The organism is Pseudomonas sp. AC083 (assembly GCF_979253165.1).
The window spans coordinates 322,558-337,085 of sequence record NZ_CEEDDH010000003.1; the positions used below are offsets into that span (position 1 = coordinate 322,558).

Here is a 14,528-nt window from a genome sequence, read left to right on the forward strand (position 1 = left end):
CGCCAGGACGAAGTGCACAGCACGTGCTCGGGGAAGCGCCAAGGCGCAGAATCCATATCGTGGGGACTTTTTACCCCCTGAGTACGGAACCGAAAAGGGGGCATTTTCGGTTATCCAACTTGACGCAACTTTGACGCAACTTTGAGGAGACTTTGAGGTAAAGCGCCCCGACCAACGGTAAGCCACTTACGTGCGTCCCTGCGCTCGGCCAGCACCTCAAAGAGTCGGACATGAAGACGGTGCACAAGATCGTAGTAGGTTTGCTTCGCCTTTGAGACGTAGCCCAGTTCGTGCATCTGCGCCGCCCATGTCGGTGCAGGGTCAAAGCCGTAACGCATAACTGCCAACTGTTGCAGCCTTTCACCCCGACCATCTTGCCGGGCAATCTCGGAAAGGGCGGCACCAATTTCCTGCGCAATTGCATCTGGACCCGCACCACCGCCGAGAAGGATCCGAGAACCGGGGGTGCCCCGCGGCGCACAACCGCCCCACTCCATGATCGTCGCCATCGGGCTACCCATGCCTCCCGCTTCACCGGCGTGTCGGCATTGCTCGCCCCAATGTTTCAGCAACAACTCCATCGCCTCAATCATTGCCCTGCCCCCGTAAAACCCAACCCAACACAGAAAAACCGCAACCCGACACAAACCCAACACAGATAAATCCCTTTAAATTCAATGCTTCAATCAAACTTGAGTTGAGTGTGTTGGGTTTGTTGGGATTATCAGTCTTCGCATAAGAAAAAATTCGTTCCGTTGAATTCGTTGCAAAGAACGTCACGCATGCGCGTGCGCGACACAAAACCCAACACACCCCACACAACACCCGCGAAGGCATGTAATTCGGGCACTCAAATTGTGTGGGGTATTCAAAATCAACCCGACACGCACTCAACACACCCAACACACTTTTGAAAATAGTCATGCTGCAAGCGCCTTGATGTGATCCCAGCTGTCCACGTGCCAGCCCGCCAGCTTGGCCTTCGCCCGCCAGTTCTCCACCTGCTTGCCCAGCTCTGCCGCCTTGAGTGATGGGGGCGGGGAAGCCTCCAGATCCACAGGAAAGAAAAACGCGCCGAAGCGACGGTTATTGCCGTCTGTCCAGGGTATCGCCCGCGTTTTATCCACCTCGGAACTGATAAATAGAGAGAACTTGGTCTGACTCATCACGTGCTCTTTGTTACGCTGGCACCATTCGAGAAACAACGAATAGAGGTCGGTCGATAGACACGGTCCCCAAAGCCCATGCCCCAGCTCGCTGTACTTCCACAGATGCAAGAATGTTTGCCAGCCGGCCCGACTCAAGGCCACCAAACGCTCACGCGCCTCTGTCGATGGCGGCCGCGTGCGCTGGTTGAAGTCCCCTAGATCGACCGACAGTAACCAACCGTAGAGCGCCGCCACCCCACCCTGCTCCAGTTCACGACCAATCGCCTTTTGCCGTGCGACTGGCAGAGTCTCCATAGGCCACATGACTAGCATTCGACGATCACTGTCGCTGATTGGCCAGGGAAGAATCTCGTTGCTGAGAAACACCGCATTCATATGGTTGGCTTCTTCCCAGCCATTAATGAATTTCGACTCCATCCGCACCGTTTTACCAGTGATCAAGTGCTTGATCTTGCCCACCTGGTTGTAACGTTGATCGCGACTGACGACCTCTTCAAAGACCGACCACAATTTGCGGCTTTGCCACGCGTTGAAACTGCTTTCCAACTGCGTCTGACCAACAGTCGCCGCGTATTGGCCATAAAGCATGCCGAGCGCGTCAGCAAACAACAGGCTCTTGCCCGAACCTTCCATAATCGAATGCATCAACACAGCGGTGTCCATCTTGGCGCCCAAGTGCTGCAGCGGATACGCCAGCCAGCGAGTTAGCCAATCGGTTGCAGCTTCATCATGGTTACAAAGAAATGAGATCAGCCAACGCAGGTTGGCACACGCTGCATCATCCCTGACTGGCTCAAGCGGCAACCCGTCAAAGGTGTTGATGTACACCGCAGGATCCTTCGTCATGGTCGGATCAAACACGATGTGTTCAACATCGACGGTGCGGCGCTCGCTGCTGTTCAGCCACAGCGGGTAAGTGTCACCCAGCGCCATCTTCACCGCGCCCTCGGCTATGCGCCGCTTCTTTTCGCGATCCCAAACGTCTTTGGTGCCATCGATATAAACGTAGCGATCGGTTGGAGACATCCCGAATGCACCGCCTTTCTTCCCAGCCATACGGCGCGCCTGCTCGATCTCGCGAACATGATCGTCAGAAATCAGCCTCTTTCCGGTGTCGTCCAACCAGGCTTTGGCCAGTGGCTTGCCCACACGAGCTTCGAAGGCGGACTTCTTCATTACCTTCGATTGGTCGCAATCCCACACGTGCGTGGTGCCCTCGACCAACGCGAAACGACGCAGAATGTGGTCCAACGTTATGACCTCCCCCGCCCCCCCGTCAGCAGCAGGAGCGGCCTCGCTGGACGGGCATGTTTCGTCGGAGATCGGCCCGCTCAATTCACCGGATGGGGTGGGGGGAAGATCATTCGGATCTGGACGGGCGGCGTGTTGCATGCCCAACATTCGCGCAGCATCCTTCACAGCCTTCGACTGGTCGCCACCGTGCTCGAGTAAGCAGAACACTTCAAAGGCGTCGTTCTGATGCCCGTTCGCGAGAGGGTCAGCACCGTGGTGCGAATAAACCTTGTCCTCACTGATCGTCACCCCTGGCAGACCGGTGCTGCTTTGAGGGTACAGCCACTTATTGCCTCGCTTGATGTATCCATGGGCACGAAGAAGCTCCGCAACATCGTGACAACGGTTGAATTCATCAATTACTGAGGGCCGTTTGCCGCCACCGAGTGCAGGACGCTTTTTGGCTTTGACCGGTGCCTCCGGTGGCGCAACCGCCCATGGACACGCGGCTTCAGCATCTCGCTTAAAAAACTCCCAATTCTGCCAAATGGTAAGCAGCTCGTTGGTCAGCGTCGGCAGCCCGTCAGTAGCACTTGGAGCGGTTTTCCAGATGTAAGGTTTGCCGGTACCGGGATGAATTGATGGTGGAAAAACGTCTTGCACCAATCCCGCACGTAGTTCAAAGACCGTGAAGCGTTTGAACGGCTCGGCTTCGGTTCGTGCAGCAGCTTCTGCGGCAAGATCACCCTGCTCTTTCGCAGCCTTGGCCTTGTCCATAAACCCTTTGAAAATCGAACCGTCCGGGTCTTTTTCATTCGGCCATGAAAGTGAATGACGCGTGAGTTCGATGCCTTCCGGCACCTTGAACACCACCCGGAATCGCAGCGGATTCCCGACGATAGTCGGGAACACTACTGCCATCGCATCAAGGTCAAGGCCCAACAGTTCATACAGAACATGTCGCGTCCATTGAACGTCATCAACATCCAATGAACAAACGCGGCTCGGCCCCAGCACGACGCCAAGGTTGTGATTTGGGTTTCGTTGCCAGAACGCCTCGGCCGTGTCGGCGTCAGTGATATAGCCTCCGGGCTTATTCCACCCTAGGCCTTTCGGAGCCTTTTCACCTGGATCAATCGGTACGAGTGCCAAGTCAAAAGTACTGATGTAACGCTTTGCCCATGTAGCGATGGCTGTTCCTTTGCCCGATTCACTCATCGCCGGGCCTCTCGCAACTCCTGACAAGAGACGCAGGTCTCGCAACCTTCAACCTTCTGCTGTCGAAGCAACGGGATTGGTTCGTCGCAGTCGTCACAGAACTGCGCGCTAACGCGGCTCGATGGCACGCGGCGACTGCGATGAATAGCAACATCAAGCAGGTATTGCGCCTGCTCGTTTGCGCGGTCGATATCATCAGCCATTGATGCGATCCTCCATCGCCTGACGAGCGCCCGCCATGATTCCAAGGACTTCGCGGATCACATCCATTCCGTGCTTTTCGAGATCCACGACCTCATGAAGCTCCCAGACGTTGTCCGCCGCGCCGTCGTGCATCTTGGCCACGAATTCACCGGTTTCCCCGAGTAGCTTACCAACCGCTTTCAAGGCATCACGGGTTGCCGGTACGGCCACGGGCCGGTACCAAACCGCACCTGCTGGACGCATCAATGCATCCAGCAAGCGTGGATCAGCGGTCAGCCTGATCACTTCCTCAAGCTCATCTGGATTCAGCCAGCGGCGTTCTTCATCGAGCTTGAGTTTCTTCTGGAGGGTGTCGTTGTCCAACACCATTTCAAAGGCAAGGGCAGTGATTCCGCCCTTGTAGTCACGACCAGCGCGATAAATCGCTTGGCGTAGTGGCAGGACCGGACCAGCGTCCGGCAAAAGATCTGTGCGACTCATAACCGTAAATCCCCTATTTACGGTGTAGCCATAGCCCAGGGTAAACCCTATCCTACGACCACGACCGATGTGCATGTGCTGTGTATCGTCGTAGCTGGGCTGGGGGATTCTTTGGTGAGAGGCCCCAGCTCAGCACCTTTTAAGCTGCCGACTTAAAATCGGCCGTTTCTTTCTCTTGGGTGTATAGGCATTCGATTGCCTTACCCGTTACGTACCGAACATCTGCACCTTTCGCGGCGCGATTGATTGTCGGCTGTGTTGTTCCTACACGATCTGCAATAACTCTCTGGGACAAACCAGACCGAAGCAGCTCCGCAAGCATTTCTTGGATAGTCATATCGTTCACCGATGCGCTTTCGCATTGGTCGCCACAATACACAAACGTATTGAACGATTCAATACACTCGGCGATACGTTTTTGAATCAAGGCAGAGAAAAAGTGATCGGAGACCGCATCGCCCAACGCATGCAGGAATTGGGGCTGTCAGAAGGCGAACTCGGCCGACGCTCCGGCGTTCCGCAACCGACGATTCATAGAATTGTGACGAACGCGGTAACCAGCCCACGCCATGAAAATATCGAAAAGATCAGCAAAGCTTTGAAGGTCAGCAGCAACTGGCTTTGGAAGGGAGGCGAGCACAAAGACCCGATGATTGATCAGGGCGCGCCATCTGCGAATGAGACCAACGTTGAACCTGGGCCAGCTATTAAAGGATATGTCCCCCTCATCTCTTGGGTTCAGGCCGGCGCATGGTGTGAGATTGAAGACGTTAGGACCCTTGATGATGCGGAGATATGGCTGCCATGCGCCGCATCCCATAGCAGCCAAAGCTATGCCTTGCGAGTACGCGGACTATCCATGTTCAATCAACATGAACGTAGATCCTTTCGAGACGGAGACATCATATTTGTTGATCCCGCGAAAGATGCGGAGAATGGTTCTCTTGTAATTGCCAAGCTCGTGGATAGCCAAGAAGCAACTTTCAAGCAATTGGTGATGGAGGGCAGCCGCCGGTTTCTGAAACCGCTGAATCCAGCATGGCCAGAGCCGATCATTGAGTTAGGGGCCGACGCAATCATTTGTGGCGTAGTATTTTCGAAACTAGAAATTTTCTAATACATAACCCAAAACAAGCCCACAGCGATGTGGGCTTTTTTTGCACCGTGAAAAAATCAATTCAAATACGTATTGACTGAATCAATACGTATTTGTATCGTTTGCATCGTAAATCTCTCACCAAAGAGTACGAACATGCAAACAACACAGCACAGCAACACTCGTTGCCCGGTGTACCTACACCCATCAGCTTGTACCAACCCAGAAGCCGTAAAAGAGATTCAAAAACGCACCGGCCTACTGGTTATCGTCGCGCCTGGCACTCGCTTAGCACCGGCAAAAGTAAATGTCATCACCCACGGATGCGGACCGTTCGGGGGTGATGCAGCATGAAGCCTCTATTAATTGGCATCGCTGGCGTCGCCCGCTCCGGTAAAGACACCGCCGCGCAGCATCTGGTAAGCCACTATGGATTCCAGGCTTACGCGTTCGCTGACCCACTGCGTGACGGTCTGATGCACATCCTCAACTTGAGCCCTTGCGACTTCGACGGTGCCCAGAAGGAACTGCCGCTTCCATGGCTCGGCCGATCCCCTCGCCAGTTAATGCAATCACTTGGCACCGAGTGGGGCCGCAACATCGTGCATCCCGAACTCTGGCTGCTGCTTGCGGAACAGAATCTCGACTTACTCGCTCGCACCCACGACGAAACACGCGGCTTTGTCGTTAGCGACGTGCGGTTCGAAAACGAAGCGGACTTCATCCGTAAACGTGGCGGCGTGGTGATTCACATGGAGCGGATAGCTGCTCTCACCGTCAACCAGCACAGCAGTGAAAACGGTGTCGTGCGCGCGCCGGGAGATATCTGGCTACCGAATGATGGGCCATTCGAAGAGTTGTTCACCAACCTAAACCATATTGTGGACACCCTGCACACCCGTGCTGCGGCGGCCTGAGGCAGCGTTATGACAAACCGCACCCTGGACGAATCCGCCGCATTGCTCGGACTCAAGCCCCGCGCCTTCCGCACCAGGTTGCGCGAGCTGGGCATTCTCAACAGCAGTGGCGATCTAGCCAGCCAGCACCGTGATCGCGGCTATCTGTATTCGGATCCACGCAGCACCGTGATTCCGTCCCTCAACAAGTGCCGTCATTACTCCGTGGTGATGGTGAGGGAAGAAGGGATCGAATGGCTGGCCAAGAAGCTAGGAATCATCATTACTAAAAAGGACGCCGCGGCATGAAAACCAACAACCTGAATGCCTACACGCAAGCCCTCGGCGCCCTGAAGCTGATCCCGATCTACTTGAACTGCCCGGGGGTAATCAGCCGCGCAACGCTCGTTGGTGCCTCGACGGAAGCCATCCAATTACTGGAAAACATGCCCGTACTAAGCACCGAGCTGGCCGAGGTATTCCGCTGCGTCAACAACGTGATCCTTGACGGGCAAGTCGCCTACGTTACGCCGACCAACTCGCCTGAGTACCCATTCGGCGCGGTAGTGGCTGACGCCAAGGGCAACATTTGTGCGGCTGCAATGGGCAAAAGTAAGGAAGGCCTCGCCGAGCTGATTCGCCTCAAGTTGCTGCCCCCGTCGGAGGGGTTCGGGGAGGACGCAGCGTGAGCAACACACTTGAACAATTGCGACGTCAGTTCGCTACTCCATGCCCGACCCTGGCCGCTGTTCGGGAGCAGTATTTCGCGCACATTCGCACCGACCGCTACCTACTGGCCGAGATCAAGGCAGGTCGTATCGCGCTGGTCGTGAAGCGTCTGCACGGGTCGGCTCGCGCTCAACGAGTGGTTTACCTGCACGACTTAGCCGAGTTCCTCGACGCCCAAGCGGCGATGCAAGCCGCTTGATTTCAACGGTCGCCTCTGCCGTCCAGAGGCAAACAAATCGCACATCAATAGGCACAGCACATGAAACCTACGGATACGGCCGAATTCATCGGCGAACTCAACGCAGGCGTCTTCGCCAATCAGATCGGTCACGCCCTTTCTGAAGTGGCATCGGGAGTTGTTGACAACGGCAAGGTCGGCTCGGTCACCCTGACCTTCACCTTGAAGCAGATCGCCAACAGTCATCAAGTCACCGTCAATCACAAGCTCGCCTACAAGGTGCCTACCAAACGCGGCAGCCGTACCGAGGACACCACCCTCGATACCCCGATGCACGTCAATGAGGGAGGTCGCCTGACTTTGTTCGCCGAAGCCCCCCGCGCCGGTCAGCTATTCAACCGCGACGACGCACCGATTCACGCGAAGTCCTAAACCTTCGATTCCAAACCTCTCACCAAAGGAAGTCGATTCAATGGAAGCTAAAGCAATTCAATTGATTCAGGACACCGCCGTTCTGGCCTATGCCAAGCCGCTGGATACTTTCACCCCAACGTTGGTATTGCCGTCTGACCAGAAGATCCACAGCATCGAGAAATTTCAAGCCGTTCGTAGCCGGTTCCGCGGCGCGCTCACTACTCACTCGCTGCTGGACTTCGGCAATTACGTAATGACGCAAAGTGCCGAGGTTGTAGCGTCTGGTTTTGTGGACGCCGAAGCAATGTCGTGCACAGTCATTTTCAACTTGGGCGACACCAAGTCGCCAGGGCACGGCGACTTCACCGCCACCCTGAACTTGAGAAAAACCGCTGCCTTCCGGGCGCTGGAACGTGCAGCCTCCATTCAGTTCGCGCAGAAAGAACTCAGCGACTGGATCGAGGATTGGGCATCGAATCTCCAAGCCCTCGCGGCCGATGACAGCCCCATCGATTTGCGTAAAGCCGCGAGCGCCATCCGCTCCATCAGCATCGAGCAAGCACGCAAGAGCGAACATATCGTCGGTGACCTAAGCGCCTCTCGGTCAGCGATGGACCAGATTGAGGCCAAGTCCTCAGAAGGGTTGCCTGCTGAATTCCTGTTCACCGTCGAGCCATATGAAGGGCTGAAAGTCCAGATCATCCGCCTGCGTGTAGCCGTTCTCACCGGCGGGGACAAACCCCTGCTGCGCCTGCGCTGGATTGGAGAAGAACAGCTTCGCGAAGACTTGGCACAAGAATTCAAGGAAGTCGTGCAGCTCGAAGTCGCGGGCGGCGCGCAATTGACTATCGGCAATTTCAACTTGGGCTAACCCACCCATCCAACACACCTCCGCCGGCCTCTCAGTATCCCTGCGGAGGGATCTACTGAGGTACACAGCACATGACTGCAATTCAAATCTGCGCACTCATCGCCCTGATCGTCTTGGCCGGACTACTTGTCTGGGCCGGTTATTTCATAGGGCATAACGACGGTATGTCCGCAGGCATGAAAGAAAGCGATGCGATCCAACGCGCCGAAAGCGCAAAAACCATTCGCGAATTGAAGGCTTCCCTCGACTTCGTTAAGGCTGACCATGCCCGACTGGCGCGATTCAGCAAGCGTCTTCAAGAAGGACTGTCACTCGGCGAAACCGAACGCCAGACGCTACTCAATATCGCCGAGAAGCTTCGGATTGCCGCCGAGACGTTCGCCGCCTTCCGCACTGGTAAAAAACTAGAAAGAGACACGATTGAGCTGCGTGATAAGGCGCTTGCTATGGCAGCCCTTCTTGCTCCGGTGACCCCATGACAGCGCTACGCCGAACGGTTCGAATTCGCCGAGGGCAAATGCCACCTCTCGATTTACAGACCATCTGCGACAAGTGCGGCACCTCGCGAGCACATGGCAACCATCAACAATGCAGCAAGCAGCGCCAAGCCGAAGGCATCGCCCGGCGAGCAGCGGAGAAATCACAATGAGTGCAGCAGAGAAAATCGACTTCCATATCACACCGGGCGCCTGGTTTCGCCAAGATTTGCTGTACCCGGTTTTCGGCCTGAGCACCGAAGCAGTCCGCAAGTACCGCACCCGCGGCCTGTGGCTTGAGGGCAAACACTGGCGGTATGACCCGGCTAACGTAATCGTCTACAACCGCGCAGCCATTGAGCGTTGGATGGAAGGAAAGCCATGATCGAAAAGATGCCGACCGGCGTTGAGATGAATGGCAAGCAGTTGCGTATCTGGTTCATCTTCAATGGCCAACGGTGCCGGGAGCCACTGGAAGGGATCTCGAAAGTAAACAAGGCCGCTATTGCGTATGCGGATAACAAGCGTCGGACCATCCTCACCGAAATCAAAGAAGGTCGCTTCGACTACGCGGCACACTTTCCGAAATCACCCAGGGCTGCAATGTTCACAGGCACTGGCGGCCCTTCGCTGAAGCGTACAGTGAAGGAAGGTATTGATCGCTGGCTAGAGGTTCAGCGCGCGCTCAAAGCTTCAAGCACCGTCGTCAATTACGTGAGCAAAGCAGTACACGTTGAAAAGAAATTCGGTAAGCGTCGAATTGTAGACATCAGCAAGAGCGACATCGAGCTGTTTCAAGCTCAGTTGCTGAAGCAAGGCCTGGCCCCGAAAACAGTGAACGACATTTTCACTGTCGTTCGCGGAGTCTGGGCCGACGCATTCGGTGACGGAATACTGAAAGCGAACCCGCTCGACCGGATAAGCAACGTCGGGGCGGACGTCGACCTCGAGCATGCTGACCCCTTCAGCCGCACCGAGATCGAGATGATTGGTAGAGCGGACCCTAGCCGGCGAGCTGATGCCCGAATGATCGAGTTCAACTGCTGGACAGGGCTGTCTCTGTCCGAGCTTATCGGACTTGCTGCCGAAGACGTCGACCTTCAAGCCGGCCTGGTACACGTCCGGCGGGCATTGGTCGTAGGAGAATTCAAAGTCCCTAAGGAACGCTCAAGGGTACGAGTCGTTGAGTTGATAGACCCTGCCCTCAAACTCATGAGGGAGATTGTCGCCGCCGCCAAGGACGCACCAGCCGAAGAGATCACCGTTATCCAACGCGACAACATAACTTCCAAAAAAATGAGAGTGACATTCCTTTTTCGCAGCTCCACCAGCGGCTTACTCTGGAGTGGTAAAACATTGAGCAACTGGTTTACCGCCCACCTGAAAAAGGCCGAAGTCCGCCACAGAGGTGCCAATCAGTGTCGCCACACGTTTGCCAGCCAAATGCTGTCGAGCTATGTGCCAGTCGAATGGGTGGCCAGGCAACTTGGGCACGCCGACACAACAATGGTGAGAAAACACTACGGTAGATGGATACCGAAGGACACTAAAAGCATGGCGGGTATAGTCTCGAAAATGTTGGGTTTTCGCCAAGATTAAGCTCAAAAAATCGACAATTAAGCATTATGAAGAACGGCTTTCACTTCGCGTTCTTCCATTTAACATTGAATGCCATACGATCTTTATCCAGCTTAAGAAACATTGCTTCAGAGATTATTTTCCGTACACCCGCCTGATACTTGCTAACTTCGTCAATCGAAATAAAAACCTGCTTACTAAAAGAGCTGTAGATCTCCACCAAATGCTCTATTGCAGGTGTATCCATATTTTTGAATAACAAACTATCATGAATAATTACCGGAAGCACAGTTAGCCTGAGGAACGTCAGATCTAGGGCGATCATGTTTGCAAAACCTTTCCCGGTTCCCCGATCATCGCCATGATCAAATTTATAATCTTTCTCACCTAGCGTAAGAACCGGTGAAATAGCTTTATTGCTATAAATTTTCGTTATTTCTTCTTCGATTCCTGCATTAAGTCCGACTTCTATCACTGCAACCGAACTCTCCAGCGCCGAGTCAATATCAGCCTTCAATCTCTTGATTTCATTTTTTGCCTCTGCGCTCATCGTCCAGTATTGATTCTGCTGAATCAGAGCATTTTGCTGACGATCGAGATCTATCAAGCGCTCTAACAAATGAACCGAATCCTCACGGGAATCCACGAGATTTAAGAGCGAGTTATCAACTTCGGCTATATCGGCTTGGGCAGCGCCTAAAGCTTCTATTAGAACAATTTTTTCTGCTTTCAGCTGATCCTTCAGGATATTTGTAATACCTGAATGAAAGGATTCTACCTCTAACAGTTTCTTCGAATCGACTTCAGGAAAAAAAGTGAGTACCGATTGAAAATCCTTACTACTTACTATTTTCGCATTACCTAAGTTTGACTCCACTCTGCTCAACTGCGTCTGGATATCAAGCTTATACTCTACCAAGGCGTCTTTTTGAAGCTTCAACTCAAGACTTTGCTCATTGATAATAGAGCGTATATCCGTAACATTTTTCTTCAGTGCCTGCTTTATCTTCTCAACCTCAGAAAAAAGCTCACTGATTACTGAATCGTTTTTAGATACCTGCGCTTTTGTGATTTTCTTTACTGCACCAGAGTTAAAAGTACCATTAATATCCTTTAGCGCTTTCTGAGCTCCGGCACGTTCCTGCTCCAGCTGAGAAATCAGCCAGTACATATTAAACATTTTGAGAACACGCTTTCTGACAACCTCCCATTTTTCCCGCATGGTTAGGTCCAAAGGACGTTTGTGGTTGTAGTTATTTCTTTGATAAATCCTAAAGAAACCGCTAACACAATCACGAAATGAAATTTCGCTTTCACTGGTGAGGTAGTTATCTTTAAGAAAGCTAGTAAACTCTCGAAGTGTGAGCATCCGCCCTTGTTCAAAGCAATAAACTGACTCAGGTGTTTCGGTATTTCGAATAAAGAGATAGCTTTTATTGAATTGAAATTCCATCACTACTTCTAGATGGCCAACATTTTTAATTACATCATCGCATTTTGTCGGAAAGTCGCTCCCACCAAATGCAAAGTCAATCAACATCAAAACTGATGACTTACCGATTGAGTTATGCGCATCATCCGCACCCACAACTGCATTCAGCCCCAACTTGAAATGAATAGAGGACTGGATCAATTTCTCGCATGTAATAGATTTAAGCAAGCTGAATGACCCCAGAGGTAAAGTTTACGTTTATTTTTTTTAAAACAAACAGCAAGTCGAGAGCATCTATGAACTCCGACACATCGGAAAATAAATCCTTATGATTCAGGTACACCGCTTGAACAGTATCATTACCCTTCAAGACTTCTAACAACTTAGCTGCCGTAGGGAGACAACTATCCTCTAGTGATATTATTTTATTAGGCAGTATCATCAGAAAAAATCTCACAATTCTGAATAAAATAAGAAACCAACACTTCAGATTTAGATCGCTCCTTGATCCCAGTGTTAGTCATAAACCATACGCACATCTCTTCAAATATTTGACTCTGATCAAAACCCTGCATTAACAACAGCGTGTAATAGCTTTTAACTTGAGAACAGATAAATAAAGACTTGGCCTTTTCCTCTAACTCTAGCTTTCTCAAGGACTCCCTAATAGGAGCAAAAAAACTCAGAATGTACTGCCCAATCTTCATTTCATTCATGATGCCTAGGGTTTCATCTTTCTTCTGCGAAAGCTTTAAGGCAGCAAATGACAGAGTTGTATTTTTAATATCCAACTCACTAAGAGTTTCCAAATCCCTAGCTACAACCGCTATATCCTTATGAAGAGTTTGCCTGTCCCAAGTTTGGGAAAGTGCTTTAATTTTGTTGATTGTCTTTTTTATCTCAACCAGTTGTCTGTATTCCTGCACTGTTTTCTTAGTATCATAAATTTTATGACATTCTTTACACAGTGCGATAAAGTTCTCTTCACAATCGATATCAGCTGAAAGCACTTCTTCAGCGATTAGTATATGTTTTTCATGTTCTGTCGCATTTAGCGGATAGATATGTGCTATGTCGAAAACCCGCACACGTTTTGAGCCTTTCTTAACCATTAGCGCTCGCCTGCAGAGCGGGCAAAGTCCTTGGACTTCGCAAAGCAAGCTCATCTTAACTGTGTCAGTAACATTTGCTCTCCTAAGCTGATCTGACAAGTGTGGAGCTCCATCAATATAGAAATGGTCGACCTCTAGCAAGCGTGGCGCTATGACGACACCTTCGAGCATGCCAGGACCCGATTAAGAAATGGCTTTGAGACCATAGCATTCAGATTACTGAAAGCTACTGATTCGCCATCATTCTGTCCAGTAGACACCTCCTATTCAGCCCGGACGTCTTTTGACAAGGTTCAGATCGGATACTCAATCATCTGCTGGAATGCTCACCGTCCGTGCCTGAAGGAAAGGCGGCGCGCCTTTAGGTGGCGATCGGTGATGAGACACACAAGAGCACTGTGTGGGTATTAAACGGCTCAGAGCGATGAATTAGAGCCTCAGAGGCATGCACTTTGCCCTAAAAATGCCCTAATCAGAACAACGGAAACGAAAAAGCCCCCGTAATCATCAATGATTACGGGGGCTTCGTCTTGTTCAATAATGGCGGAGAGATAGGGATTCGAACCCTAGGTACCGGTGAAGGTACAACGGATTTCGAATCCGTCCCATTCGGCCACTCTGGCATCTCTCCAACGGCGCGCATCATAACAACACTTTCGTTGGTTGCGAACCCCCCAAACGAAATTTTTTCCGTGCTATCAGATGCTTGCGTCGATTAAAGCGGTACGCCCAGACGAGCGGCGACTTCTTCGTAGGCTTCGATGACGTCACCGAGGCCTTGCCGGAAGCGGTCCTTGTCCATCTTCTTCTTGGTGTCCTTGTCCCACAGACGGCAGCCGTCCGGGCTGAACTCGTCGCCGAGGACGATCGAGCCGTCGCTGAACACGCCGAATTCAAGCTTGAAGTCGACCAGCAGCAGGCCGGCGTCGTCGAACAGTTTGCTCAGGACTTCGTTGACCTTGAGCGACAGTTCCTTCATGCGCGCCAGTTGCTCAGCGGTGCCCCAACCGAACGCCACAACGTGGGATTCGTTGATGAACGGGTCGCCCTTGGCGTCGTCCTTCAAGAACAGTTCGAAGGTGTACGGGTTGAGCTTCATGCCCTCCTCGACGCCCAGACGCTTGACCAGGCTGCCGGCGGCATAGTTACGCACGACGCATTCGACCGGGATCATGTCGAGCTTCTTCACCAGGCATTCGTTGTCGCCCAGCAGTTTGTCGAACTGGGTCGGCACGCCGGCCGCTTCGAGCTTCTGCATGATGAAAGCGTTGAACTTGTTGTTCACCATACCTTTGCGATCGAGCTGTTCGATGCGCTTGCCGTCGAACGCCGAAGTGTCGTTGCGAAACAGCAGGATCAAGCGGTCAGCGTCGTCGGTCTTGTAAACCGATTTGGCTTTGCCGCGGTAGAGTTCTTCACGTTTTTCCATGATGGGCTCCGCT

General features: G+C 52.5%; 19 protein-coding genes and 1 tRNA gene. 10 read left to right on the forward strand and 10 right to left on the reverse strand.

All coding sequences use genetic code 11. The annotated features are described in order from the left end of the window. Nucleotides 1-110: 110 nt before the first annotated feature. The 5 genes from AC0IXA_RS07640 to AC0IXA_RS07660 are packed head-to-tail and all read right to left on the reverse strand — an operon-like array spanning nt 111 to nt 4,304. Nucleotides 111-593 carry a hypothetical protein gene (locus AC0IXA_RS07640; RefSeq protein WP_471812448.1) on the reverse strand — a complete coding sequence of 161 codons (483 nt, stop codon included), beginning with the start codon at nt 591-593 and terminating at the stop codon, nt 111-113. Beyond that, entirely contained in the window at nt 586-924 is a 339-nt protein-coding gene (locus AC0IXA_RS07645) for a hypothetical protein (RefSeq protein ID WP_471812450.1), read from the reverse strand. Before AC0IXA_RS07645 ends, AC0IXA_RS07640 begins: the two co-directional genes overlap by 8 nt. Continuing rightward, a complete protein-coding gene (locus AC0IXA_RS07650; RefSeq protein WP_471812452.1) occupies nt 921-3,620 on the reverse strand; it encodes a bifunctional DNA primase/polymerase in 2,700 nt (899 codons plus the stop codon). The genes AC0IXA_RS07645 and AC0IXA_RS07650 overlap by 4 nt, the downstream gene beginning before the upstream one ends. Next, nucleotides 3,617-3,823 (reverse strand): TraR/DksA C4-type zinc finger protein, encoded by a 207-nt coding sequence (locus tag AC0IXA_RS07655; RefSeq protein WP_101158491.1) that lies wholly within the window; start codon nt 3,821-3,823, stop codon nt 3,617-3,619. The genes AC0IXA_RS07650 and AC0IXA_RS07655 overlap by 4 nt, the downstream gene beginning before the upstream one ends. After that, nucleotides 3,816-4,304, reverse strand: a complete 489-nt coding sequence (locus AC0IXA_RS07660) for a phage regulatory CII family protein (RefSeq protein WP_034156300.1) — start codon at nt 4,302-4,304, stop codon at nt 3,816-3,818. The genes AC0IXA_RS07655 and AC0IXA_RS07660 overlap by 8 nt, the downstream gene beginning before the upstream one ends. A 325-nt stretch (nt 4,305-4,629) precedes the next feature. Between AC0IXA_RS07660 and AC0IXA_RS07665 the strand changes: the two genes are divergently transcribed. The 10 genes from AC0IXA_RS07665 to AC0IXA_RS07710 all read left to right on the forward strand — a co-directional run bounded on the left by AC0IXA_RS07665 (nt 4,630) and on the right by AC0IXA_RS07710 (nt 10,563). After that, nucleotides 4,630-5,421 carry a LexA family protein gene (locus AC0IXA_RS07665; RefSeq protein ID WP_471812454.1) on the forward strand — a complete coding sequence of 264 codons (792 nt, stop codon included), beginning with the start codon at nt 4,630-4,632 and terminating at the stop codon, nt 5,419-5,421. 329 nt (nt 5,422-5,750) lie between these two features. Continuing rightward, nucleotides 5,751-6,317: a deoxynucleotide monophosphate kinase family protein gene (locus tag AC0IXA_RS07670; RefSeq protein ID WP_471812456.1), complete on the forward strand. Its 567-nt coding sequence runs from the start codon at nt 5,751-5,753 to the stop codon at nt 6,315-6,317. 9 nt (nt 6,318-6,326) lie between these two features. Beyond that, the gene (locus AC0IXA_RS07675; protein WP_471812458.1) at nt 6,327-6,605 is read left to right on the forward strand and encodes a hypothetical protein; all 279 of its coding nucleotides are present in this window, start codon (nt 6,327-6,329) and stop codon (nt 6,603-6,605) included. Beyond that, on the forward strand, nt 6,602-6,985 hold the full coding sequence (locus AC0IXA_RS07680; RefSeq protein ID WP_471812460.1) for a hypothetical protein: 384 nt from the start codon (nt 6,602-6,604) through the stop codon (nt 6,983-6,985). The genes AC0IXA_RS07675 and AC0IXA_RS07680 overlap by 4 nt, the downstream gene beginning before the upstream one ends. Further along, a complete protein-coding gene (locus tag AC0IXA_RS07685; RefSeq protein WP_034156307.1) occupies nt 6,982-7,224 on the forward strand; it encodes a pyocin activator PrtN family protein in 243 nt (80 codons plus the stop codon). Before AC0IXA_RS07680 ends, AC0IXA_RS07685 begins: the two co-directional genes overlap by 4 nt. Before the next feature lie 60 nt (nt 7,225-7,284). Beyond that, complete coding sequence (locus AC0IXA_RS07690) at nt 7,285-7,635, forward strand: hypothetical protein (protein ID WP_073473053.1); 351 nt, start codon at nt 7,285-7,287, stop codon at nt 7,633-7,635. 40 nt (nt 7,636-7,675) lie between these two features. Further along, on the forward strand, nt 7,676-8,488 hold the full coding sequence (locus AC0IXA_RS07695) for a DUF2303 family protein (RefSeq protein WP_471812462.1): 813 nt from the start codon (nt 7,676-7,678) through the stop codon (nt 8,486-8,488). Between the two features lie 71 nt (nt 8,489-8,559). Then, a complete protein-coding gene (locus AC0IXA_RS07700) occupies nt 8,560-8,967 on the forward strand; it encodes a hypothetical protein (RefSeq protein WP_471812464.1) in 408 nt (135 codons plus the stop codon). 166 nt (nt 8,968-9,133) lie between these two features. Continuing rightward, nucleotides 9,134-9,349 (forward strand): excisionase family protein, encoded by a 216-nt coding sequence (xisR, locus tag AC0IXA_RS07705; RefSeq protein ID WP_073473060.1) that lies wholly within the window; start codon nt 9,134-9,136, stop codon nt 9,347-9,349. Beyond that, complete coding sequence (locus tag AC0IXA_RS07710; protein WP_471812466.1) at nt 9,346-10,563, forward strand: Arm DNA-binding domain-containing protein; 1,218 nt, start codon at nt 9,346-9,348, stop codon at nt 10,561-10,563. Before xisR ends, AC0IXA_RS07710 begins: the two co-directional genes overlap by 4 nt. Before the next feature lie 40 nt (nt 10,564-10,603). Here AC0IXA_RS07710 and AC0IXA_RS07715 read toward each other — a convergent pair whose 3' ends face one another. From AC0IXA_RS07715 to purC, 5 genes are all read right to left on the reverse strand, one after another. Beyond that, nucleotides 10,604-12,175, reverse strand: a complete 1,572-nt coding sequence (locus AC0IXA_RS07715) for a DUF2326 domain-containing protein (RefSeq protein WP_471812468.1) — start codon at nt 12,173-12,175, stop codon at nt 10,604-10,606. Nucleotides 12,176-12,194: 19 nt separating this feature from the next. Next, complete coding sequence (locus AC0IXA_RS07720; protein ID WP_471812470.1) at nt 12,195-12,416, reverse strand: ABC-three component system middle component 7; 222 nt, start codon at nt 12,414-12,416, stop codon at nt 12,195-12,197. Next, complete coding sequence (locus AC0IXA_RS07725; protein WP_471812472.1) at nt 12,403-13,257, reverse strand: ABC-three component system protein; 855 nt, start codon at nt 13,255-13,257, stop codon at nt 12,403-12,405. Before AC0IXA_RS07725 ends, AC0IXA_RS07720 begins: the two co-directional genes overlap by 14 nt. 370 nt (nt 13,258-13,627) lie before the next feature. Further along, a tRNA-Ser gene (locus AC0IXA_RS07730) sits at nt 13,628-13,717 on the reverse strand. Between the two features lie 84 nt (nt 13,718-13,801). Next, complete coding sequence (purC, locus tag AC0IXA_RS07735) at nt 13,802-14,515, reverse strand: phosphoribosylaminoimidazolesuccinocarboxamide synthase (RefSeq protein WP_016771262.1); 714 nt, start codon at nt 14,513-14,515, stop codon at nt 13,802-13,804. Nucleotides 14,516-14,528: the final 13 nt, after the last annotated feature.